15 protein-coding genes are annotated in these 21,609 nt (G+C 71.8%); 3 read left to right on the top strand and 12 right to left on the bottom strand.

What is annotated here, in order from left to right; genetic code table 11:
• Positions 1-25 precede the first annotated feature (25 nt).
• From ACIRU3_RS23815 to lepA, 3 genes are all read right to left on the bottom strand, one after another.
• On the bottom strand, positions 26-1,933 hold the full coding sequence (locus ACIRU3_RS23815) for a SpoIIE family protein phosphatase (RefSeq protein WP_404059955.1): 1,908 nt from the start codon (positions 1,931-1,933) through the stop codon (positions 26-28).
• A gap of 266 nt (positions 1,934-2,199) precedes the next feature.
• Entirely contained in the window at positions 2,200-4,074 is a 1,875-nt protein-coding gene (locus ACIRU3_RS23810) for an AMP-dependent synthetase/ligase (protein WP_404059529.1), read from the bottom strand.
• A 261-nt stretch (positions 4,075-4,335) separates the two neighbouring features.
• A complete protein-coding gene (gene lepA / locus ACIRU3_RS23805; protein WP_404059527.1) occupies positions 4,336-6,210 on the bottom strand; it encodes a translation elongation factor 4 in 1,875 nt (624 codons plus the stop codon).
• A gap of 225 nt (positions 6,211-6,435) precedes the next feature.
• Here lepA and rpsT point away from each other — a divergent pair, with 225 nt between their 5' ends.
• Complete coding sequence (gene rpsT / locus ACIRU3_RS23800; RefSeq protein WP_089106790.1) at positions 6,436-6,702, top strand: 30S ribosomal protein S20; 267 nt, start codon at positions 6,436-6,438, stop codon at positions 6,700-6,702.
• Positions 6,703-6,902: 200 nt separating this feature from the next.
• Here the strand turns inward: rpsT and ACIRU3_RS23795 are convergent, their stop codons facing one another.
• From ACIRU3_RS23795 to leuS, 9 genes are all read right to left on the bottom strand, one after another.
• Positions 6,903-7,298: a nuclear transport factor 2 family protein gene (locus ACIRU3_RS23795; RefSeq protein WP_404059524.1), complete on the bottom strand. Its 396-nt coding sequence runs from the start codon at positions 7,296-7,298 to the stop codon at positions 6,903-6,905.
• A gap of 103 nt (positions 7,299-7,401) precedes the next feature.
• Positions 7,402-8,391: a DNA polymerase III subunit delta gene (gene holA, locus ACIRU3_RS23790; protein ID WP_404059522.1), complete on the bottom strand. Its 990-nt coding sequence runs from the start codon at positions 8,389-8,391 to the stop codon at positions 7,402-7,404.
• A gap of 86 nt (positions 8,392-8,477) precedes the next feature.
• The gene (locus ACIRU3_RS23785) at positions 8,478-8,723 is read right to left on the bottom strand and encodes a hypothetical protein (RefSeq protein ID WP_404059520.1); all 246 of its coding nucleotides are present in this window, start codon (positions 8,721-8,723) and stop codon (positions 8,478-8,480) included.
• 77 nt (positions 8,724-8,800) lie between these two features.
• Positions 8,801-9,643 (bottom strand): arylamine N-acetyltransferase, encoded by an 843-nt coding sequence (locus ACIRU3_RS23780; protein ID WP_404059517.1) that lies wholly within the window; start codon positions 9,641-9,643, stop codon positions 8,801-8,803.
• A gap of 28 nt (positions 9,644-9,671) precedes the next feature.
• Positions 9,672-12,194, bottom strand: coding sequence for a ComEC/Rec2 family competence protein (locus ACIRU3_RS23775; protein WP_404059515.1), 2,523 nt, complete (start codon positions 12,192-12,194; stop codon positions 9,672-9,674).
• Positions 12,191-13,297 (bottom strand): helix-hairpin-helix domain-containing protein, encoded by a 1,107-nt coding sequence (locus ACIRU3_RS23770; RefSeq protein WP_404059512.1) that lies wholly within the window; start codon positions 13,295-13,297, stop codon positions 12,191-12,193. The genes ACIRU3_RS23775 and ACIRU3_RS23770 overlap by 4 nt, the downstream gene beginning before the upstream one ends.
• Before the next feature lie 119 nt (positions 13,298-13,416).
• Positions 13,417-14,262, bottom strand: coding sequence for a DegV family protein (locus ACIRU3_RS23765; RefSeq protein ID WP_404059510.1), 846 nt, complete (start codon positions 14,260-14,262; stop codon positions 13,417-13,419).
• Between the two features lie 72 nt (positions 14,263-14,334).
• On the bottom strand, positions 14,335-15,075 hold the full coding sequence (locus ACIRU3_RS23760; RefSeq protein ID WP_404059507.1) for a hypothetical protein: 741 nt from the start codon (positions 15,073-15,075) through the stop codon (positions 14,335-14,337).
• Positions 15,076-15,235: 160 nt separating this feature from the next.
• On the bottom strand, positions 15,236-18,112 hold the full coding sequence (leuS, locus tag ACIRU3_RS23755; protein WP_404059504.1) for a leucine--tRNA ligase: 2,877 nt from the start codon (positions 18,110-18,112) through the stop codon (positions 15,236-15,238).
• 423 nt (positions 18,113-18,535) lie between these two features.
• On the opposite strand from leuS, the gene ACIRU3_RS23750 reads away from it, so the two are divergent.
• Positions 18,536-19,828 (top strand): cytochrome b/b6 domain-containing protein, encoded by a 1,293-nt coding sequence (locus tag ACIRU3_RS23750; protein ID WP_404059502.1) that lies wholly within the window; start codon positions 18,536-18,538, stop codon positions 19,826-19,828.
• Positions 19,825-21,435, top strand: a complete 1,611-nt coding sequence (locus ACIRU3_RS23745) for an NADH-ubiquinone oxidoreductase-F iron-sulfur binding region domain-containing protein (RefSeq protein ID WP_404059499.1) — start codon at positions 19,825-19,827, stop codon at positions 21,433-21,435. Before ACIRU3_RS23750 ends, ACIRU3_RS23745 begins: the two co-directional genes overlap by 4 nt.
• The last annotated feature ends 174 nt before the right edge of the window (positions 21,436-21,609 follow it).

Here is a 21,609-nt window from a genome sequence, read left to right as displayed (position 1 = left end):
CTCCCATTGTCCCGTACGGCGACGCTCACCCCGCCTGGAGCACCAGCAGGGCCAGGTCGTCCTCCGGGAGACCGCCGCCGAAGTCGTGCACCAGGCGCCGGATCCTTTCCGCGATCAGCTCGGCGCTCAGGCCCGCACAGCCGGACAGGGCCTGTGCGAGCCCGTCGCCGTCGTCGAACTGGCGGGTGCCGGAGCGGCGCTCGGTCACACCGTCGGTGACGCACAACAGGCTGTCGCCCGGCCCCAGCTCGACGGTCTCGCTGGTGTAGGTCTCGTCCTCCACGACGCCGAGCAGGGTCTGCGGCCGGGCGGCGGTGCGCACCTCGCCGTCGGGGCGCAGCAGCAGCGGCAGGGGGTGCCCGGCGGAGGCGAGGGTGCAGCGGACACCGCCGTCGTGCGGGGTCAGCTCGCCGTACAGGAGGGACAGGAAGCGGGTCTGCGGGCCCTCCCCGGCGACCACGGGCCGGCCGCCGACGGCGACCAGCGCGCGGGCGGCCGCGTCGGCGGCCTCGGTGGCGTCGTCCAGGAGGAGCTGGTTGAGACGGTCGAGGACGTCGGCGACCCGGTAGCCCTCGCGGGCGAGCAGGCGCAGCCAGGGGCGGGCGAGTCCGATCACGACCGCCGCCTCGGGGCCCTTGCCCTGCACATCGCCGACGGCGAAGCACCAGCGGCCGTCGCCCGCCGGGAACAGGTCGTAGAAGTCGCCGCTCGGGCCGCCCTTGTCGCAGGGCTCGTAGACGAGCGCGCTGCTCACCCCGGGGATCTCGGCGACCGCGCCGGGCAGCAGGCCGCGCTGCAGGACCGCGCTGATGGTGACCTGCCGGGCGTACTGGCGGGCCGCGCCGATGGCGAGGGCCACGCGGCGGCCGAGGTCCTCGACGAGACCGGTGACCTCGTCGGGGAAGCCCTCCAGCCCGCAGCGTCCGATGACCAGCGTGCCGAGCGGCCGGCCGCCCGCGATCAGCCGGTACGCCAGCGACGTGCCGTGGGCGCCCTGCGGACCGAGCGCGTCGCCGGGCCAGGGGTACGGTTCCGGGCCGGACCTCCCCCACTCCCGACTTCGCTCGAACGGGGGGACCCCCATCCCGTCCCGCGGGCACGGCGGGTCCTTCTCCAGCGCGCGGGACAGCTCCTCGATGCGGCTCTCGGTGGTGTGCCAGACGCGCGCGGGCGCGCCGCCGTCGCCGCCGCGCAGGGTCGCCTCGTCCTCCAGCCACACCGCGCACCAGTCGGCGAGCCGGGGCACGATCAGCTGGCCGGTGAGGGCCGTGACCAGGGTCTCGTCCAGTTGTCCGGCGAGCAGGTCGGAGGCCTCGGCGAGGAAGGACAGCGCGCCCCGGCCGAGCCAGTCCCGGTCTGCCCCGGGGCGCGGTGGATGCGGGGCGAGGGCCTCTGCGGCCTCCAGGGTGTGGTCCGGGGCGGGCCCGTCCGGGTCCTCCTTGCCGCCGGCGGGCAGCCGCGCCCACACCGTCTTGGTGCCGGCGCGGTAGGTGACGCCCCAGGACTCGGCGAGGGTGGCGACCATACGCAGGCCGCGCCCGTGGTCGGGAATGTCGTACGGTGCCTCGCCGCCCGCGGGATCGCGCGGGGCACGCGCGGGATGGTGGTCGCACACCTCCACGACGAACGCGCCCGTCCGCTCCAGGCGCCAGTCGATCTCCACCTCGGTGCCCGCGTGTACGACGGCGTTGGTGACCAGTTCGCTGACGACGGCCATGGCGTCGTCGGCCAGCCGCGTGGATCCCTCGGACCCGGTGAGTCCCTGGTCGGCCCACTCGGCGAACGCGGCGCGCAACAGCACGCGGGCGGAACCGGGCGCGAGGGGGCTGCCGGGCAGGGTGGCCCGCCCCCGTGCGCGCGGGCCCGCGCCGTCGTGCGCGGGCGCGTCACAGGCCCGGGGCTCCGTCTCCCGCTGCGTCGGTATGGCCGCCATGTCCATGCGGCCAGGGTGACAGACCGAGCGCAGCCGTTAGCGTTGAGTTACCGAAGCGGGCAGCAACGTATGAGAAGTGTGCTACTTGAGTGCTCAAAGACGGACAGTTTCGAGCGGGGCCGAGCGCAAGCTGCCCAGGGGGGCGGGGTCGCGTCGATATATGCAGCTCCGCGGCATATGCAGCTCCGCCGCGCGGCCGCGATCGGCCACGCACGAACCGCGGCCGCCGACGGTCCCGCCGCCCCACCACCCCCTGGGAAGGCGCGCTATGCCTCCCGCGTCCCCGCGTACATGTCGTCGATCAGGTTCTTGTACTCCCGCTCGACGACAGGCCGCTTCAGCTTCAGGCTCGGCGTGATCTCGCCGTGCTCCACGTCCAGGTCGCGCGGCAGCAGCCGGAACTTCTTGATGGTCTGCCAGCGCTGCAGGCCCTCGTTGAGCTGCTTGACGTAGCCATCGACCATGTCGACCGTCTGCGGCGCGGCCACGATCTCGGCGTACGACCTGCCTTCCAGGCCGTTCTCCTTGGCCCACTGGGCGATGGCGATCTCGTCCAGGGCGATGAGGGCGGTGCAGTAGTTCCGGTCGGCGCCGTGCACCAGGATGTTGGAGACGTAGGGGCACACCGCCTTGAACTGGCCCTCGACCTCGGCGGGTGCGACGTACTTGCCGCCGGAGGTCTTGATGAGGTCCTTCTTGCGGTCCGTGATGCGCAGGTAGCCGTCGGGCGACAGCTCACCGATGTCGCCGGTGTGGAACCAGCCGTCGGACTCCAGCACCTCGGCGGTCTTCTCGGGCTGCTGGTGGTAGCCCTGCATGACACCAGGGCCGCGCAGCAGGATCTCGCCGTCGTCCGCGATGCGGACCTCGGTGCCGGGCAGCGGCTTGCCGACGGTTCCGGTGCGGTAGGCCTCGCCGGGGTTCACGAAGGAGGCGGCGGAGGTCTCGGTGAGGCCGTAGCCCTCCAGGATGTGGATGCCGGCGCCGGCGAAGAAGTAGCCGATCTCGGGAGAGAGGGCGGAGGCGCCCGAGACGCAGGCGCGCAGCCGGCCGCCGAAGGCCTCACGAAGCTTGGAGTAGACGAGGGCGTCGGCGACCTTGTGCTTGGCGGCCAGGCCGAACGGCACGGCGGCGGTGCCGGTGCGGCGGAAGTTGTCCTGGCTGGCCTTGGCGTACTCGCGGGCGACCTCGGCGGCCCACTGGAAGATCTTGTACTTCGCCCCGCCGCCCTCGCGGGCCTTGGCCGCGACGCCGTTGTAGACCTTCTCGAAGATGCGCGGCACGGCCGCCATGTACGTCGGCTGCACCACCGGAAGGTTTTCGATGATCTTGTCGACGCGGCCGTCGACGGCGGTGACGTGGCCGACCTCGATCTGGCCGGAGGTGAGGACCTTGCCGAAGACGTGGGCGAGCGGCAGCCAGAGGTACTGCACGTCGTCCATGGTGACCAGGCCGGTCGCGGCGATGGCCTTCGCCATGTACGCCCAGTTGTCGTGCGGCAGTCGCACGCCCTTGGGGCGGCCGGTGGTGCCGGAGGTGTAGATGAGGGTGGCCAGCTGGTCCCTGGTGATCGCGCCGACCCGCTCCTTGATCAGCTCCGGGTGCTGCTCCAGGTAGGCGGCGCCGCGCTGCTCCAGTTCGGCGAGGGTGATCACCCAGTCGCCGCTCTCGACACCGGCCGGGTCGATGACGACGACCTTGGTCAGTGCGGGCAGCTCAGGACGCTTCTCCACGGCCTTGGCGACCTGGTCCGCGTCCTCGGCGATCAGGACCCGGCTCTCGGAGTCGGAAAGGATGAACGCCGACTCGTCGGCGTTGGTCTGCGGGTAGACGGTCGTGGTGGCGCCGCCCGCACACATGATGCCGAGGTCGGCGAGGATCCACTCGACGCGGGTCGAGGAGGCGAGCGCCACCCGCTGCTCCGGCTGCAGGCCCAGTTCGATGAGCCCGGCCGCGATCGCGTACACCCGCTGCGCGGCCTCGCCCCAGCTCAGCGACTTCCAGTCGTCGGGGCCCTGGCCGGAGGCAGGCGGGACGGGGTGGCGGTAGGCCTCGGCGTCCGGTGTGGCCGCCACGCGCTCCAGGAAGAGGGCCGCCACGGACGGCGAACGGTTCTCGATCAGGGTCTGTGTGTCGCTCACGACATCCTCCGGGGCCCGCGACGGTGCGGCTGGCTCAAGTGCGGCTGGGTTAACTCACGGGTGAGGTTCGGACTTGTTGTTTAACTCGCGAGTAACTATCGAGCAGGGATCAGAGTAAGGCGCGACCGGCCGCTGCGTAAGGGGCATCGGCCTGTCACTTTCCACGCAGAGCGACGCTACGCACGCGTAGGGGCTCGCCGCACTTTCGTACGACGAGCCCCCGTGTGCCCGGTTTGCGGACGCAACCCGTTCGGCCGCTGACTACTTCTTGCCCTTGGCCGACCCCGCGCTGTCATCACTGGAGAGGACCGCGATGAAGGCTTCCTGCGGAACCTCCACGGAACCCACCATCTTCATCCGCTTCTTGCCTTCCTTCTGCTTCTCCAGCAGCTTCCGCTTACGGGAGATGTCACCGCCGTAGCACTTGGCGAGGACGTCCTTGCGGATGGCGCGGATGGTCTCGCGGGCGATGACCCGGGAGCCGATGGCCGCCTGGATCGGCACCTCGAAGGCCTGCCGCGGGATGAGCTCGCGCAGCTTGGCGACGAGCCGCACCCCGTACGCGTACGCGGCGTCCTTGTGGGTGATCGCCGAGAAGGCGTCCACCTTGTCGCCGTGCAGCAGGATGTCGACCTTGACCAGGCTGGAGGTCTGCTCGCCGGTGGGCTCGTAGTCGAGGGACGCGTAACCGCGGGTCTTGGACTTCAGCTGGTCGAAGAAGTCGAAGACGATCTCCGCGAGCGGGAGGGTGTAGCGGATCTCGACCCGGTCCTCGGAGAGGTAGTCCATGCCGAGCAGGGTGCCGCGCCGGGTCTGGCACAGCTCCATGATCGAGCCGATGAACTCGGTCGGCGCCAGGACGGTGGCGCGCACGACCGGCTCGTACACCTCGTCGATCTTGCCCTCGGGGAACTCGCTCGGGTTGGTGACGACATGCTCGGTGCCGTCCTCCATGACCACCCGGTAGACCACGTTGGGCGCGGTGGCGATCAGGTCGAGGCCGAACTCGCGCTCCAGCCGCTCCCGGATCACGTCCAGGTGCAGCAGTCCGAGGAAGCCGACGCGGAAGCCGAAGCCGAGGGCGGCGGAGGTCTCCGGCTCGTAGACGAGCGCGGCGTCGTTGAGCTGCAGCTTGTCCAGAGCCTCGCGCAGCTCGGGGTAGTCGGAGCCGTCCAGCGGATACAGACCCGAGAAGACCATCGGCTTCGGGTCCTTGTAACCGCCGAGGGCCTCCGTGGCGCCCTTGGCCTGGCTGGTGACGGTGTCGCCGACCTTGGACTGGCGGACGTCCTTCACACCGGTGATCAGGTAGCCCACCTCGCCCACGCCGAGGCCGTCGGCGGGGAGCATCTCGGGCGAGTTGGTGCCGATCTCCAGCAGCTCGTGGGTGGCGCCGGTCGACATCATCCTGATGCGTTCGCGCTTGTTGAGCTGGCCGTCGATGACACGGACGTAGGTCACGACACCGCGGTAGGAGTCGTAGACCGAGTCGAAGATCATGGCGCGGGCCGGCGCGTCGGCGACCCCGACCGGCGCCGGGATCTCCTTGACGACCTTGTTGAGCAGCGAGTCGACACCGAGGCCGGTCTTGGCGGAGACCTTCAGCACGTCCGACGGGTCGCAGCCGACCAGGTTCGCCAGCTCCTCGGCGAACTTCTCGGGCTGCGCGGCCGGCAGGTCGATCTTGTTCAGCACGGGGATGATCGTGAGCTCGTTCTCCATCGCCAGGTAGAGGTTGGCGAGGGTCTGCGCCTCGATGCCCTGGGCGGCGTCGACGAGGAGGACGGTCCCCTCACAGGCGGCCAGCGACCGCGAGACCTCATAGGTGAAGTCGACGTGCCCCGGGGTGTCGATCATGTTGAGGATGTGCGTCGTGCCCTGGTCGGGGCCCTCGGTCGGGGCCCAGGGCAGACGCACCGCCTGGGACTTGATCGTGATGCCGCGCTCGCGCTCGATGTCCATCCGGTCGAGGTACTGAGCACGCATCTGCCGCTGCTCGACCACACCGGTCAGCTGGAGCATCCGGTCGGCGAGTGTGGACTTGCCGTGGTCGATGTGCGCGATGATGCAGAAATTGCGGATCTGAGCCGGGGCGGTACGGCTCGGCTCGGGCACATGGTTAGGGGTCGCGGGCACGCAGGGTCCTGTCTCTTGAGGCGCCTTATGCCTCGGGTCGGATCGTTACGTAGTCTCCATGGTCCCACGCGGAGGGACCGGGGACCGTTTTGGGCCGCCCGGAGGGCCACTGGTACTGTAGATGGCTGTGCCTCATGCCCTCTCAGCGCGAGGCACAACAGAAAATTTTGGATCACCGGTACGGGGCCCGAGCGGCCCCGCTCCCGAACCTGAAAAGGCTCCTTCGTGGCGAACATCAAGTCCCAGATCAAGCGGATCAAGACCAACGAGAAGGCTCGGCTGCGCAACAAGGCCGTCAAGTCCTCCCTGAAGACCGCCGTCCGCAAGGCCCGCGAGGCCGCTGCCGCGGGTGACGTCGAGAAGGCCACCGAGCTGCAGCGCGCTGCCGCGCGTGCGCTCGACAAGGCCGTCTCGAAGGGCGTCATCCACAAGAACCAGGCCGCCAACAAGAAGTCGGCGCTTGCTTCCAAGGTCGCGTCCCTCAAGGGCTGAAACTCCCTTTTGATCTGACCGCCGGAAGGACCCAGAGCGGGCCCTCTCTCATCCGCTCCCGACCGGCACCCCAGGATTCACGCGCGGCCTGCGTTCGCCACGCGGGCGTGGATCCGACAGCTTGGTCCGAAGGCCCCGGCGCCCTCCCTTCCCCAGGGTGGGCGGCGGGGCCTTCGGCATGGCCGCCCAGGGCCCGTGCGTCACGACCAGAACGCGTTGTCCAGATCGATGTCCCCCACGCACTCGTCGATGTCGGTGATCTTGTCCCCGACGATCCGGAAGACCTGGCATGCGTCCTCGGCATAGCGCCTGCCCGCGCGCTCCGCGGTGATGTGGTGCAGGGCCACGGCGTGACCCCGGCCGTCGACGAACACATTGCGCAACTGGGCGCGCATGCTGCCACCGGTCTCCTGGAAGAGCCGCTTGTACATGCCGATGACCGCGTCCTGGCCCTTGAAGTCACCGGACAACGGGTGGCTGCCGGGCACATGATGGGTGACGTCCGTCGTCATCAGCCCGCGCAGCGCGTCCAGGTCGGCGCGGGCGAAGGCGTCGTAACTCTTTCGGACGAGCGTTGCGTGCGGGTGTTCAGCCATGGCGATCGCCACCTTTCCGTACGTCGGCGATGTACGGCTGACAGCTCCGATTCTCCTCGTCGGCGACGGCGGGGCGACTGGATCACCCCTCCCGCCGGGCGACTCAGCCCCGCCCTCTGGACCGCGCGGCCCGCGCGATCGTCACGACCGCTTTCTCCAGGGCGTACCCGGGGTCGTCGCCACCGCCCTTCACACCGGCGTCGGCCTCGGCGACCGCCCGCAGCGCCACGGCCACCCCGTCCGGCGTCCAGCCGCGCATCTGCTGACGCACACGGTCGATCTTCCACGGCGGCATGCCCAGCTCACGGGCCAGATCGGCGGGCCGGCCACCGCGCGCCGACGACAGCTTCCCGATCGCCCGCACTCCCTGGGCCAGCGCGCTGGTGATCATCACCGGGGCCACTCCGGTGGCCAGCGACCATCGCAGCGCCTCCAGCGCCTCCGCCGTACGGCCCTCCACCGCCCGGTCGGCGACCGTGAAGCTGGATGCCTCGGCCCGCCCGGTGTAGTACCGCCCGACGACGGCCTCGTCGATCGTCCCCTCGACGTCGGCGACGAGCTGCGCCACCGCGGAGGCCAGCTCGCGCAGGTCGCTGCCGATCGCGTCGACCAGCGCCTGGCAGGCCTCGGGCGTCGCCGACCGCCCGAAACCGCGGAACTCCCCTCTCACGAACGCCAGCCGGTCCGCCGGCTTGGTCATCTTCGGACAGGCCACCTCCCGCGCCCCCACCTTGCGCGCGGCGTCCAGCAGCCCCTTGCCCTTCGCACCGCCCGCATGCAGCAGCACGAGGGTGATCTCCTCCGCGGGCGCCCCCAGGTACGCCTTCACGTCCTTGACCGTGTCGGCCGAGAGATCCTGCGCGTTGCGTACGACCACGACCTTGCGCTCGGCGAAGAGCGAGGGACTCGTCAGCTCGGCGAGCGTGCCGGGCTGCAACTGGTCCGGGGTCAGGTCCCGTACGTCCGTGTCGGCATCGGCGGCCCTGGCGGCGGCCACCACCTCCTGCACGGCACGGTCGAGCAGGAGGTCCTCCTGGCCCACGGCCAGGGTCACCGGGGCGAGAGGGTCGTCATTCGCAGTCTTTCTGGCCATCGCCTACAGCATCCCACGCGGCACTGACAGCGAACCTGCTCGCCACCCTGACCCGTCCCGGACCGCACCCGGAGTCCGTGTCGGGGTCACGGCTCCTCGCGCCAGCCGTCCCACTCGCCCGCGAACGCGTCCAGCTCGGCGGGGTCCAGGCGTCCGCTCTCGTCGTGCAGGACCACCAGCCACTGGGCGTCCTCCGCGTCGTCCTCACCGGCCAGGGCGTCCCGGACGAGCTGGGGCTCCTCGTCGACGGCGAACCGTTCCCCGAGCGCCTCGGCCGCCTCCTCGGCGGCATCCCGGTCGGGCAGCACCAGCACATGTCTCACATCGCTCACGGCCCTATTCTCCCGGCACCCGGCGGGGCCGGAACGGCCAGGGCGGCTCGTGAGCACGAGCCGTACGTCGCGGTCTCTCATTCGTTCCCGTTCCGGCTCCGCACCGTCGGCACGCTGCTCAGCCCGATCCCGAACCGCTCCCGGTACACCGACAGCACCTCCTCGTCCGTGCCCAGTTCCCGTGTCTCCTTCCGTCCGTCGGGAGCCGTCGTCGTCAACGTCCGCCCGCCGATGGTGATCCGCCCTCCGTCGTCCGTCACCCGTGAGCACACCAGGGACCGGGTGAAGTGCGAGTGCGGCGAGGTGCTGTGCCACCAGGCCCCCGCCGCGAAGTCCCCGAACGCACGGGGCCGCGTCTCCAGCCGGTACTGCGGCTTGCCGTTGCGCAGGACGTCCAGGTCCGCCGTCCCGGCCGAGGCGCCCCCGCCGCCGAGCACCCCGGCGGGGTCCGCACCGGCCTCGGCCACCCGGAACGTCCCACCGGGGTCCGTCTGGTCCCCGCGTTCCGCGAACGCCAGCGGATAGTGGCTGTGCGCCCCGAACCCGACGTCGGCGAGCCAGTCACCGCCGTCGGCAGTCCGCACCCGCAGTGCGAGATGGTCGTACGGGATGCCGAGCCGGCCTTCGTCCCCGTAGACCCGTCCCGCGAGCAGCCCGACCTCGTAGCCGAGGGCGCTGAGCAGGGCGCCGAACGCGCCGTTGAGTTCGTAGCAGAAGCCGCCCCGCCGCGCCTCGACCACCTTGTCCAGCAGCCGCTTCTCCTCCAGCACGATCTCCTCGCCGAGGTGGATCGACAGGTTCTCGAAGGGGACGGTCCGCAGATGGCGCAGGTGCAGCTCGCGCAGGGCCCCGGTGGTGGGGTGCTGCGGGCGGGTGGCCCCGAGGCGGCGGAGATAGGCGTCTGCCCGTGCTGAGTTCATGCACTCAGTCTGCGTGAACACCCGCCCCTCAGTCTCTCGTCACCCGCACCTCCCCGTCCGCCCCGCCGACCGCGAGCGCCCCGTCCCGGTCCGTGCGCAGTACCACCGCCCCGCCGGCCCTCAGCGCGGCGACGGTCGCCGGTGCCGGGTGGCCGTAGGGGTTGTCGGCGCCGCAGGAGATGAGCGCAAGCCGCGGGGACACCAGCCGTATCAGGTCCGGGTCCTGATACGACGAGCCGTGGTGGGCCACCTTCAGGACGTCCACTCCCGCCATCCCGGCCGCGGCCGGGGACCGCAACAGGGCTTGCTGGGCCGGGGGTTCGAGGTCCCCGAGCAGCAGCATCCGCAGCCCGCCGGACCGGACGAGCAGGGCGACACTGGCGTCGTTGGGTCCGTCCGGCTCCGGTACCGGGAGCTGCCCGGGGGCCGGAGCCGCCGGTGGCCACAGCACCCGCCAGGCCAGCGGTCCGGTGCGCCGCTCCTCCCCGGCCACGGCCCGGGTGAGCGGGATGTGCCGCTCGGCCGCGGCCCTTCTCACGAACTCGGCCTGGTCCGCCGGTTCCTCGAAGTCCGTGGTCTCGATCGCCGCCACCGAACGGCCCCGCAGCACGCCGGGCAGTCCCGCGACATGGTCGGCGTGGAAGTGGGTCAGGACGAGCAGCGGGACACGGGTGATGCCCAGCTCGCGCAGGCAGCGGTCGACGAGCGCGGGGTCGGGTCCGGCGTCCACGACCACCCCGGCTCCCTCGCCGGCCGCCAGCACGGTCGCGTCGCCCTGCCCGACGTCACACATCGCGTACCGCCAGCCCGGCGGCGGCCAACCCGTGATCACCCGGGTCAGCGGCGCCGGCCGCACCACCACCAGCAGGAGCAGCACGCCGAGCGCACCGCACCACCAGGGGTGCCGCAGCAGCCGCCGCCCGGCCAGGACGACGGCCACGGTGACCGCGGCGAGCAGCAGCGCCCCGGGCCAGCTCTCCGGCCAGTCCACTCCTCCGCCGGGCAGCGCTGCCCCGGTCCGCGCGACGCCCGCGATCCATCCGGCGGGCCAGCCCGCGCACCACGCCAGCGCCTTGGCCACCGGCATCGCCACGGGCGCCGTGGCAAGCGCGGCGAACCCCAGAACCGTGGCCGGAGCGACCGCGACCTCGGCCAGCAGGTTGCAGGGCACCGCCACCAGGCTCACCCGGGCCGACAGCACCGCCACGACCGGCGCGCACACCGCCTGCGCGGCGGCGGCCGCGGCCAGTCCCTCGGCAAGCCGGGGAGGCACCCGGCGCCGCCGCAACGCCTCGCTCCAGCCGGGCGCCAGCACGAGCAGCGCACCGGTGGCCAGCACGGAGAGCAGAAAGCCGTAACTGCGGGCCAGCCAGGGGTCGTACAGGACCAGCAGGAGTACGGCCGTCGCCAGCGCCGGGATCAGAGATCTGCGGCGCCCTGTCGCCAGGGCGAGCAGGGCGATCGAGCCGCAGGCCGCGGCCCGCAGCACGCTGGGGTCGGGCCGGCACACGATCACGAAGCCGAGTGTGAGCGCGCCCGCGAGCACGGCGGTGGCCCGCAGCGAGAGCCCCAGACGCGGGGCGAGTCCGCGGCGCTCGACGCGTTGGGCCAGTCCGGGCGGCCCGATGAGCAGCGCGAGCAGGATCGTGAGGTTGCTGCCCGAGACGGCGAGCGTGTGCGCCAGATCCGTCTCCTTGAAGGCGTCGTCCAGTTCGGGCGTGATCCGCGAGGTGTCGCCGACGACCAGTCCGGGAAGCAGCGCCCGGGCGTCCGCCGGCAGTCCCTCGGTCGCCTCTCGCAACCCGGCCCGGAGCCGGCCCGCCAGCCGCTGCGGGCCGTTCGGTCCCGCGACGACGTCCGGCACGGGCGCGCTCCGCACGCGCAGCACGGCCGCGGTCCGGTCACCGCCGGTCAGGGCGGGGGCCGGCCGGGCGTTCAGCCGCAGCCGGGTGGAGGGCAGCAGCCCGAGCCAGGCTGTGCGCGCACCGTGCGTGCCCGGCACGGCGGGCGCTTCCCCGCCGGGAGGTGCGTGCGGTGCCGGAACGTCCGCGTCGACGACCAACAGCACCGGAGTCCGTGTCCTGACCATCGCCCCGTCGCCCTCCTCCACGCGGCGCACTTCCGCCCTGGCGAGCACCGCCACGGGCGCCGCGTGGTCGCCCCGCACCCGCTGCCTGCTCAGCCAGGGGTCGCCGGTCAGCTCGACCTCGGCGGTCACGGTCACGGACCGCCGGGCCAGCTCGGGCAGCGGCCCGCGCCGCACATCCGCCCCGTGCAGCCCGGCCGATGCGGCGGCCGCGGCCACGCACAGCAGCACGGCGGCGATCGGGGCACGGGCCCAGGCGAACCGGGCGGGCGACCGGCCCGGCCTCCCCCACCGTCTGGCCGACAGCAGGACGGCACCGGCGACCAGACAGACAACCGCGATGCCGGCGCTCCGGCCCGGCGGGGCATCGAGGACCAGGGCAGCCGTCCCCCAGGCCGCTAATGCGGGGGCCACCAGCCGCAGGTCGGCAGCGACCGGCGACTGCACGTCCGAGGGGCCGCTCATGGCCGCACCATGGTCCGCAGGTCGGAGAAGCGGCGGTTGCCGATGCCGTTGACCTGGCGCAGCTCGGCCACCGAGCGGAAGCCGCCGTGCCGGGTGCGGTAGTCGATGATGTGCTGGGCCAGCACGGGGCCCACTCCGGGCAGGGTGTCGAGCTGGGCCGCGGTCGCCGTGTTGAGGGAGACCGGGGCCGCCGGTCCCGTTCCCGCCGATCCGGGGCCCGCACCGCTGCCGGGCCCGGGCGGGGCGAGGGCCGTCCCTGCGCTGGCGCCGACCAGGACCTGCTCGCCGTCCACCAGGAAGCGGGCCTGGTTGAGCCCCTCGGTGGTGACACCCGGTCGCACCCCGCCCGCCGCCCGCAGCGCGTCGGCCACCCGGGAGCCGGCCGGCAGGCTCCTGATCCCGGGCCGGCGGACCTTGCCGCTGACGTCCACGACGATCTCGCCGCCCGGCGTGGACCGGGCGTTCACGGACCCACCGGACTTCGTACCCTCGCCCTTCCTGGTGAACGGTGTCTCCGCGCGGACCACTTGAGGAGCGCTCACGGTCTGCGTCCGGCCGGTCCAGAAGTGCTGGACGGCGAACGCGGCGGCCACCACGAGCACCATGGCGAGCGCGATCACTCCCCGCCGCTCCATCCCGCACCGCAGCTGGAGCCATACCGGCAACCGCTCCCGGAGAGCGAGCCCGGCTCGTTCCCGCAGGCCCGGCACGGGCGGGCGCATCATCTCCGATTCGCTCTCCGGACCGGCCGGTTGGGCCCCGGCCGGCCCGGTCGGCCCGGGCTCGGTGGACGGCGGGCGCGCCTCACCCGGTCCGGGCGGCGCCGCGCACCCCGTCCGCAGACCGGGCGCCGCCCCCGTCATCGTCGTCGTACTCCCGGGCGGCTGCCCGTTCGGTGGGGCGTTGCCCGACTCCCCCCATTGCACGGCCCGTTCACCGAAGAGGAGTTCCGCTCGGCGGCGCAGTTCCTCCGCCGGTGCGGGCCCGCGGTGACGGGTGCGGCTGCGTGCGGTGGGGCGGCGGTGGATGCGGCCGTCGGAGGCGGGGCCTCGGCCCGGTCCGCTGGTCGGGTGGGCGATGCGTGAGCGTGATCGAAGTGCCATGCGACGAGCGTCGGGCATCTCGCCACGACGTGATGATCTTGCTCAATTCCCGGGGATTACCGCCCAGTTGTGGAAAACTTGATCACTCGCACGAGTGAGGGCGGCCCGCGGAACGGGTGTCAGCGCGGCGAGACGACCGCTCCCAGCAGCCCGGGCCCGGTGTGGGCCCCGATCACCGCACCGACTTCGCTGACATGCAGATCGGTCAGGCCGGGTACCCGCCCCCGCAGCCGGTCGGCGAGGGCGGAGGCCCGGTCGGGGGCGGCGAGATGGTGGACGGCGATGTCGACCTCGGTGCCGCCCGCCCGGTCGGCGACGATCTCCTCGAGGCGGGCGATCGCCCTGGACGCCGTACGGACCTTTTCGAGGAGTTCGATGCGGCCGCCGTCCAACTGGAGCAACGGCTTGACGGCCAGGGCGGAACCCAGCAGGGCCTGTGCGGCACCGATGCGGCCGCCGCGGCGCAGATAGTCCAGCGTGTCGACGTAGAAGTAGGCAGAGGTGCCCGCGGCCCGCTTCTCGGCGGCCGTCACGGCCTCGTCCACCGTGCCGCCCGCCTCCGCCGCCTCGGCCGCGGCTAGCGCGCAGAAGCCCAGGGCCATCGCGACCATCCCGGTGTCCACCACCCGCACCGGCACCGGTGCCTCACGCGCCGCGAGGACCGCCGCGTCATAAGTGCCTGACAGCTCGGCGGACAGGTGCAGAGAGACGATGCCGCTCGCCCCGGCCCCGGCGACCCTGCGGTAGGTCTCCGCGAACACCTGGGGGCTGGGGCGGGAGGTGGTGACCGGGCGCCGCTTCTGCAGCGCCTGGGCCAGGGAACGGGTCGAGATCTCGGTGCCCTCTTCGAGCGCCTGGTCGCCGAGGACCACGGTCAGGGGCACCGCTGTGATGCCGTGACGCTCCATCGTCCGCGGCGGCAGGTAGGCCGTTGAATCGGTGACGATCGCGACATGGCGGGACATGAGCTGGAGGTTACCTGCCGTAGCGCCGGCACGGCAGCCCGGCCCCTGTCTGCCGGTCCGGGAGCGGACCGGTCATGCGGTGCTCTCGGGGCGCGGCTTCTTCTGCCAGGGATAGGCGGGGCGCTGCGCCGGCGGGGTGATCGCGGGGGTCGTCGGCTCCTCGGCGGTGCGGGACCCCGGTGTCTCCTGCCAGGTCTGCTGCTGCGCCGCCGGACCGCCGGCGGCGGCCTGGGCGTCGGGCCACGGTGGGGGTGCCGGTGTGGGCTCGGTCCCCGTCCAGTGCCGGAGGGCTCCTGCCTCCACGTCGATCTGGGCGTTGAGCATGTCCAGGTCGTCGTCGGAGAAGCGGCGGGCCCGGTCGCGGGCGGCCCAGCGCAGGGAGTCGGCGGACTTGGTGATGCGCTCGGTGCGGCTGCGCAGTTCGGGCAGCCGCGCGGTGAGCGTGCTCCGGTCGGGCTCGGACTCCAGACGCTTGAGTTCGGCGTCCAGCTCGCGGCCGTGCACGCTGAGCCTCTCGAAGAGGCCGAGAGACTCCTTGAGCGACTCGTCCTCGGCCGCCCCCGCGTGCAGCGCGTCCTGGGTGGCGCGCATGGAGGTCCGCAGGGTGAGCCGCAGCTGGGCGATCTCGCCGGCCGGGCCGGGCTGGGCGAAGGACTTGGCGCGCAGGGTGTGGTCCTCGACCGTGCGCCTGGCCTGCGCGATCGTACGGTCCACTCCGCGTTTGGCGGCGCCGATCGCCTTGACCGTGGCGTACGCGCCGAGGCCGACGAAGACCAGGAAGAGCAGAGCGAACACGGTGAGCACTGTTGCCATGACGCTCCTCCTCGGCCTGTCGCGGCACACACGCCGCCCTGCTCTCCACGGTAAACGCAGCGGGCAGGCCCGGAGTTCCAGAAAAACCCCGAACCTGCCCGTAGGGGACCACCCCGATACCGGGCGCGCCCGGTGCGAGGCCCCCGAAGCGGGCCGGCGCTCAGGCCGGAACGATGTTCACCAGCTTCGGCGCCCGCACGATCACCTTGCGGATCCCCGCGCCGTCCAGTGCCGCGACGACCTTCTCGTCGGACAGGGCCACCTTCTCCAGCTCCTCCTCGGAGATGGCCGGCGGCACCTCCAGACGGGCCTTGACCTTGCCCTTGATCTGCACGACGCAGGTCACGGTCTCGTCCACCACGTACCGCGGGTCGGCGACCGGGAAGTCCTCGTGGACGACCGAGCCGGTGTGGCCCAGCGTGCGCCACAGCTCCTCGGCGATGTGCGGGGCCAGCGGGGCGACCATCAGCACCAGTGGCTCGGCGACCGACCGCGGCACGGCGCCGCCCGCCTTGGTCAGGTGGTTGTTCAGCTCGGTGACCTTGGCGATGGCCGTGTTGAAGCGCAGGCCCTCCAGGTCCTGGCGCACGCCGTCGATCGCCTTGTGCAGGGCGCGCAGCGTGTCCTCGTCGGGCTCGGCGTCGACGACGGTGACCTCGCCGGTGTTCTCGTCGACGATGTTGCGCCACAGCCGCTGCAGCAGCCGGAACTGGCCGACCACCGCGCGCGTGTCCCAGGGCCGGGAGACGTCCAGCGGGCCCATCGCCATCTCGTACAGGCGCAGCGTGTCCGCACCGTACTCGGCGCAGATCTCGTCCGGAGTCACCGCGTTCTTCAGGGACTTGCCCATCTTGCCCAGCAGGCGGCTGACCTTCTCGTCCTGGTAGTGGTACGCGCCGTCGCGCTCCTCCACCTCGGCGGCCGGCACCGCGATGCCACGGCTGTCGCGGTAGACGTAGGCCTGGATCATGCCCTGGTTGAACAGCTTGTGGAACGGCTCCGCCGAGGAGACGTGCCCCAGGTCGTACAGCACCTTGGACCAGAAGCGCGCGTACAGCAGGTGCAGCACGGCGTGCTCGGCGCCGCCGACGTACAGGTCGACGCCGCCGTGCGGCTGGCCCTCGCGCGGGCCCATCCAGTACTGCTCGATCTCGGGGTCGACCAGCTTCTGGTCGTTGTGCGGGTCCAGATAGCGCAGCTCGTACCAGCAGGAACCGGCCCAGTTGGGCATGGTGTTGGTCTCGCGCCGGTACTTCCTCGGCCCGTCGCCCAGGTCCAGGGTGACGTTGACCCAGTCCTCGTTGCGCGACAGCGGCGTCTCGGGGTGGGTGTCGGCGTCGTCCGGGTCGAAGGTGCGCGGCGAGTAGTCCTCGACCTCCGGCAGCTCCAGCGGCAGCATCGACTCGGGCAGCGCGTGGGCGACGCCGTCCTCGTCGTAGACGATCGGGAAGGGCTCGCCCCAGTAGCGCTGACGGCTGAACAGCCAGTCGCGCAGGCGGAAGTTGACGGTGCCCTCGCCGATGCCCTTGCGCGCCAGCCACTCGGTGATGCGGGCCTTGGCCTCGGTGACACCCAGGCCGTCCAGCTTCACGTCGCCGCTGGAGGAGTTGACGATCTTCGCGTCGTACGACGCGAAGGCGTCGTCCCAGGTGGACGGGTCGGTGCCGCGGTCGTCGGCCGGCTCGACGACACAGCGCATGGGCAGCTCGAAGGCGCGCGCGAAGGCGAAGTCGCGGGTGTCGTGCGCCGGGACCGCCATGATCGCGCCGGTGCCGTAGCCCATCAGGACGTAGTCGGCGATGAAGACCGGGACCTGCTCGCCGTTGACCGGGTTGGTCGCGAAGGCGCCGGTGAAGACGCCGGTCTTGTCCTTGGCCTCGGCCTGGCGCTCCACGTCGGACTTCGAGGCGGCCTGCGCGCGGTAGGCGGCGACAGCCTCGGCCGGGGTGGCGTGACCGCCGGTCCACACCTGGTGGGTGCCCTCGGGCCATGCCTCGGGGGTGAACTTCTCGACCAGCGGGTGCTCGGGCGCCAGCACCATGTAGGTCGCGCCGAACAGGGTGTCCTGGCGGGTGGTGAAGACCGTGATGTACTCGCCGTCGATCGGGAAGTCGACGCGGGCGCCCTCGCTGCGGCCGATCCAGTTGCGCTGCTGCAGCTTGATGGCCTCGGGCCAGTCCAGCTCCTCCAGGTCCTCCAGCAGCCGGTCGGCGTAGGCGGTGATGCGCATGTTCCACTGGCGCAGCTTGGCCTTGAAGACCGGATAGTTGCCGCGCTCGGAGCGGCCGTCGGCGGTGACCTCCTCGTTGGCCAGCACGGTGCCCAGGCCGGGGCACCAGTTGACCGGGGATTCGGAGGCGTAGGCCAGGCGGTACTCGCCCAGGACCTCGGCGCGCTCGGCGGCGGTCAGCTGGTTCCACGTGCGCCCGTGGTCACCGGCTACGGCGCGCTCGCCGCTCTCGAACTGGGCGATCAGCTCGGAGATCGGGCGGGCCTTCTTCGCCTCGTCGTCGTACCAGGAGTTGAAGATCTGCAGGAAGATCCACTGGGTCCACTTGTAGTAGTCCGGGTCGATCGTGGCGAACGACCGGCGCTTGTCGTGGCCCAGACCCAGCCGGCGCAGCTGGGCCTTCATGTTCTCGATGTTGGCCTCGGTGGACACGCGCGGGTGCGTGCCGGTCTGTACCGCGTACTGCTCTGCGGGCAGGCCGAAGGCGTCGAAGCCCAGGGTGTGCAGTACGTTGTGGCCGGTCATGCGCTGGAACCGGGCGTAGACATCGGTGGCGATGTAGCCCAGGGGGTGACCGACGTGCAGGCCCGCGCCCGAGGGGTACGGGAACATGTCCATGATGAACTTCTTGGGCTTCGCGACCAGCCGGGGATCGCCGGCCAGGTCACCCTTCGGGTTCGGAGCGGCGTAGGTGCCGTCGGCGTCCCAGAAGTCCTGCCAGCGTGCCTCGATCTCGGCCGCCAGGACGGCCGTGTAGCGGTGCGGCGCGGCCGCCTCGGCGGTGGCAGCGGGGTTCGTCTCGCTCATGATCCTCAAAGCTCCATCGATCGTCTCTGCCTGCGGAAACGAAAAAACCCCTCGCACAGGAGGGGACGCCGCGCCGATGCCGACCGTCCGGTTCGACCGGTGGTCGGTACTGATCAGCGCGGCCCGCTAAGCAGAAGGCGTACGGCACGCATGGCGCCAAGGGTACCGCAGCCCCTGAGCGACCTGCGACGGACTTGAGCAAGCCGCGACGCGCTTCCGTATGCCTGATGGACATGTCACGAAGCCCACCAGCATTGAACCAAGGTCAAAGATTACTTCGCGTAACACCCACTAAGGGACAACATCCCAGGCGCATTGTCCTTTGATAACAACGCAATAACTCAAACCTCGTACTGATCAGTATGGCGCCACTTAGAGTTCGGCAGCGGGACCGCTTTCCCGAAACTGCTCGGAGTTGCCCCCATGAACCCTCGTCGTAGTAACAGCTCGCTCCCCAGGCCGGGTCGGTCGGCCTATGGAGTGGCGTCCGCTGTCATCCTGCTGCTCATACCCGTGGCGGTGCTGGTGGGAGGCAGCCAGTTCCGTGAGTTCCTGAACTTCGGTGCGGGCGTGCTGTCCCTCGTCTCGCTCAGCTGTTCGGTGATCTGGGGCCTGTTCGCACAGGACCGGATCTTCCTGAACACACGCCAGCGGATCGTCGGCCAGGCAGTGCACCGGACGACCGCGGTCGCCTCCATCGCGTTCCTGCTGCTGCACATCACCACCAAGATCGCACTGGACCACACCCAGCTGATCGCCGCGATCATCCCGTTCTCGCTCGGCATCACCGGAAGCGCCGGGCTGATCGGGCTGGGCTCGCTGGCGGGCCTGCTGATGATCTTCGTGGGCATCACCGGTGCCCTGCGCAGCAACTTCGCCGCCCCCGCCCCCGTCGCCGCCCGGTGGCGGGCCATGCACATGCTGGCCTACCCGGCCTGGTGCGCGGCGCTGGTCCACGGCCTCTACGCGGGTCGCCAGGCGAAGCCGATCTTCGTGATCCTTTACAGCCTGTCGCTGCTGGGGGTCATGGGCGCCCTCGCGCTGCGCTCGGCTCCGCGCCCCTTCAAGCGCAAGGTCGCCGACCGGCTCGTCGCCGTCCTGGGCAGCTCGGAGCGGCCGGGCATGGACGACCTGGAGGCGAGCCGCTCCCGGGTCGCCGAGTCCGGGCGGCCGGGCTTCGAGGGCCGGCGCGAACCGAAGGCGTCGCCCGCGGAGTCGCAGGCTCCCGCCTCCGCGCCGCTGTACCAGACCCCCGTGGCCCCGGCCCCCGAGCCGGCGTCCGGCTTCGCGGCGGCCTACCGCGCGGTGTCCACGCCGGGCCGCCCCCAGCAGCCGTTCGCGCCCGGCCAGACCACGCGCATGGACCTGCCACTGGATCTGCAGGCCACGGAGGCGATCCCGCGCATGGACGGCCCGTCCAGCACCTCGGGCAGCTGGCCGATCCCGTCCCCGCCGCCGGTCGGCGAGGCCCCTCCGTCGGCGTACGACCCGCTGCAGGACACCGGATACAACATCCCGGTCTACGGCAATTCGGGCACCGGCGGATACGGCGGAAGTGACATGTACGACACGGGTGAGACGAACAACCTCTACGGCACGTACAACTCGGGTGACACGTACAACAGCGGTCCCGCCACTGAACCAACCCCCGGCACCTCCTACGACACGCCGGGTTCGGGCGAACCTTGGAACACGCCTTCCGGAGGCTATAGGTGAACGAGGCCCTGCCCGACGTCCCCGAAGTCCGCGTGGTCGGGCTTCCTCAGCTCACGTCGGGCTTCGACCTTGTGGAGCGACTCGACCTGCCCATGCACCTCAAGGTGCACGGGCCGCTCGATCCCCTGGGCGGCGAACAGCTCGCCCAACTGGCGGAGGGCATCAACCTCAAGGGCCGCGGCGGCGCGGGCTTCCCCTTCCACAAGAAGCTGCGCTCGGTCGCCGAGTCGGCGATCAAGCGAGGCGTACGGCCGGTCGTCGTCGTCAACGGCAGTGAGGACGAACCGGCCTGCCGCAAGGACACGGTGCTCATCAACCGGGCCCCGCACCTCATCCTGGACGGTGCCCTGCTGTGCGCCGAGGCCCTGGGCGCACGCACGCTCGTGATCGGGGTCACCCGGGAGTCCACCCAGCGCTCCATGGAGGCCGCGCTCGCCGAGCGCGGCCTGAGCAACAGCCGCAGATCGGCGCTGCGCGCGTGGGTGCAGCGCAACCCCGTGCGCATGGTCACCGGCGCCGCCGCGTCGCTGATCCGCTCGATCGACGGCGGCCCGGCGATCCCGCCCGGCCGCAAGATCAGCGCCTCGCAGACCGGCGTCGGCGGGGCGCCCACACTGCTGTCGAACGCGGAGACGTTCGCGCAGCTGGCCATCGCCGCCCGGATCGGCCCCGAGCGCTACGGCAACACCGGCCTGTACGACGAGCCGGGCACCGTCATGCTCACCGTCTCCGGCGCGGTCGCCCGCCCGATGGTGCTCGAAGTGCCCACGGGCGTGCCGCTGCGCTACGTCCTGCAGCTGGCAGGCGCCCCTCCGATGCCGCAGGGTGTGCTGACCGGCGGCTACCACGGCAAGTGGATCGACGCGGCGACCGTCAACGAGGCGATCGTCTCCCGCAACTCCCTGGACGCGGTGGGCGGTTCGCTCGGCGCGGGCGCGATCCTGCCGATCACCCAGGACACCTGCCCGCTGGGCGAGTCACTGCGGGTGGCCCAGTGGCTGGCCGAGGAGAGCGCCGGCCAGTGCGGCCCCTGCTACCTCGGACTGCCCGCGGCCGCGCGCGGCATGGAGGACATCCTCAACGGCGGCGGACCGGCCGCCCTGGAGGCGCTGAAGCAGGTCGCGAAGAACGTGAAGCGGCGCGGGGCGTGTTCGCATCCCGACGGCTCCGCGATGTTCCTGGAGTCGACCATCAAGGCGTTCACCGACGACCTGGCCGCGCACGTCCTCGGAAACGGCTGCGGACGGCCCGTGGAGGGCGTTCTGCCGCTCTTCGAGGGGGGCAGGGGCCCCACGGGCATCCCGGGCGGCGCAGAACCCGAGGAGAGCGGCGCCAGCCGCCAGAAGATCTACGTCGACTGGACGCTGTGCCGGGGCCACGGCCTGTGCGCCGACATCCTCCCGGAGGTCTTCGAACTGGGAGCGGACGGTTTCCCGACCGTGGCGCAGGCGCAGGTGCCGCGCTATGCGGAGGCGAAGGCGCTGCGTGCGGTGCGCCGCTGCCCGGCGCTGGCGCTGCGCCTCGAGGAGGACACGCGCGGGCAGGCGCCGTCTCGCAACCTGCCCGTCCTCTCCCAGGGCCGCGGCCGCCGCGCTCTCGGGCGCTGAGCGATGCGGCGGGGGGGGGGGCCCCCCCCGGGGGGGCCCCCCCCCCCCCCCCGCCCCCCCCCCCCCCCCCCCCCCCCCACCCCCCCCCCCCCCCCCCCCCCCCCCCCCACCCCCCCACCCCCCCCCCCCCCCCCACACCCAACACAAACAAAAACAAAAAACAACCAAACCCAA

Origin of the sequence: Streptomyces sp. NPDC101151, assembly GCF_044768335.1 — a bacterium.
GTDB lineage: Bacteria > Actinomycetota > Actinomycetes > Streptomycetales > Streptomycetaceae > Streptomyces.
Note: the sequence above shows the minus strand (reverse complement) of the source record. Positions and strands in the feature narration are given on the sequence as shown.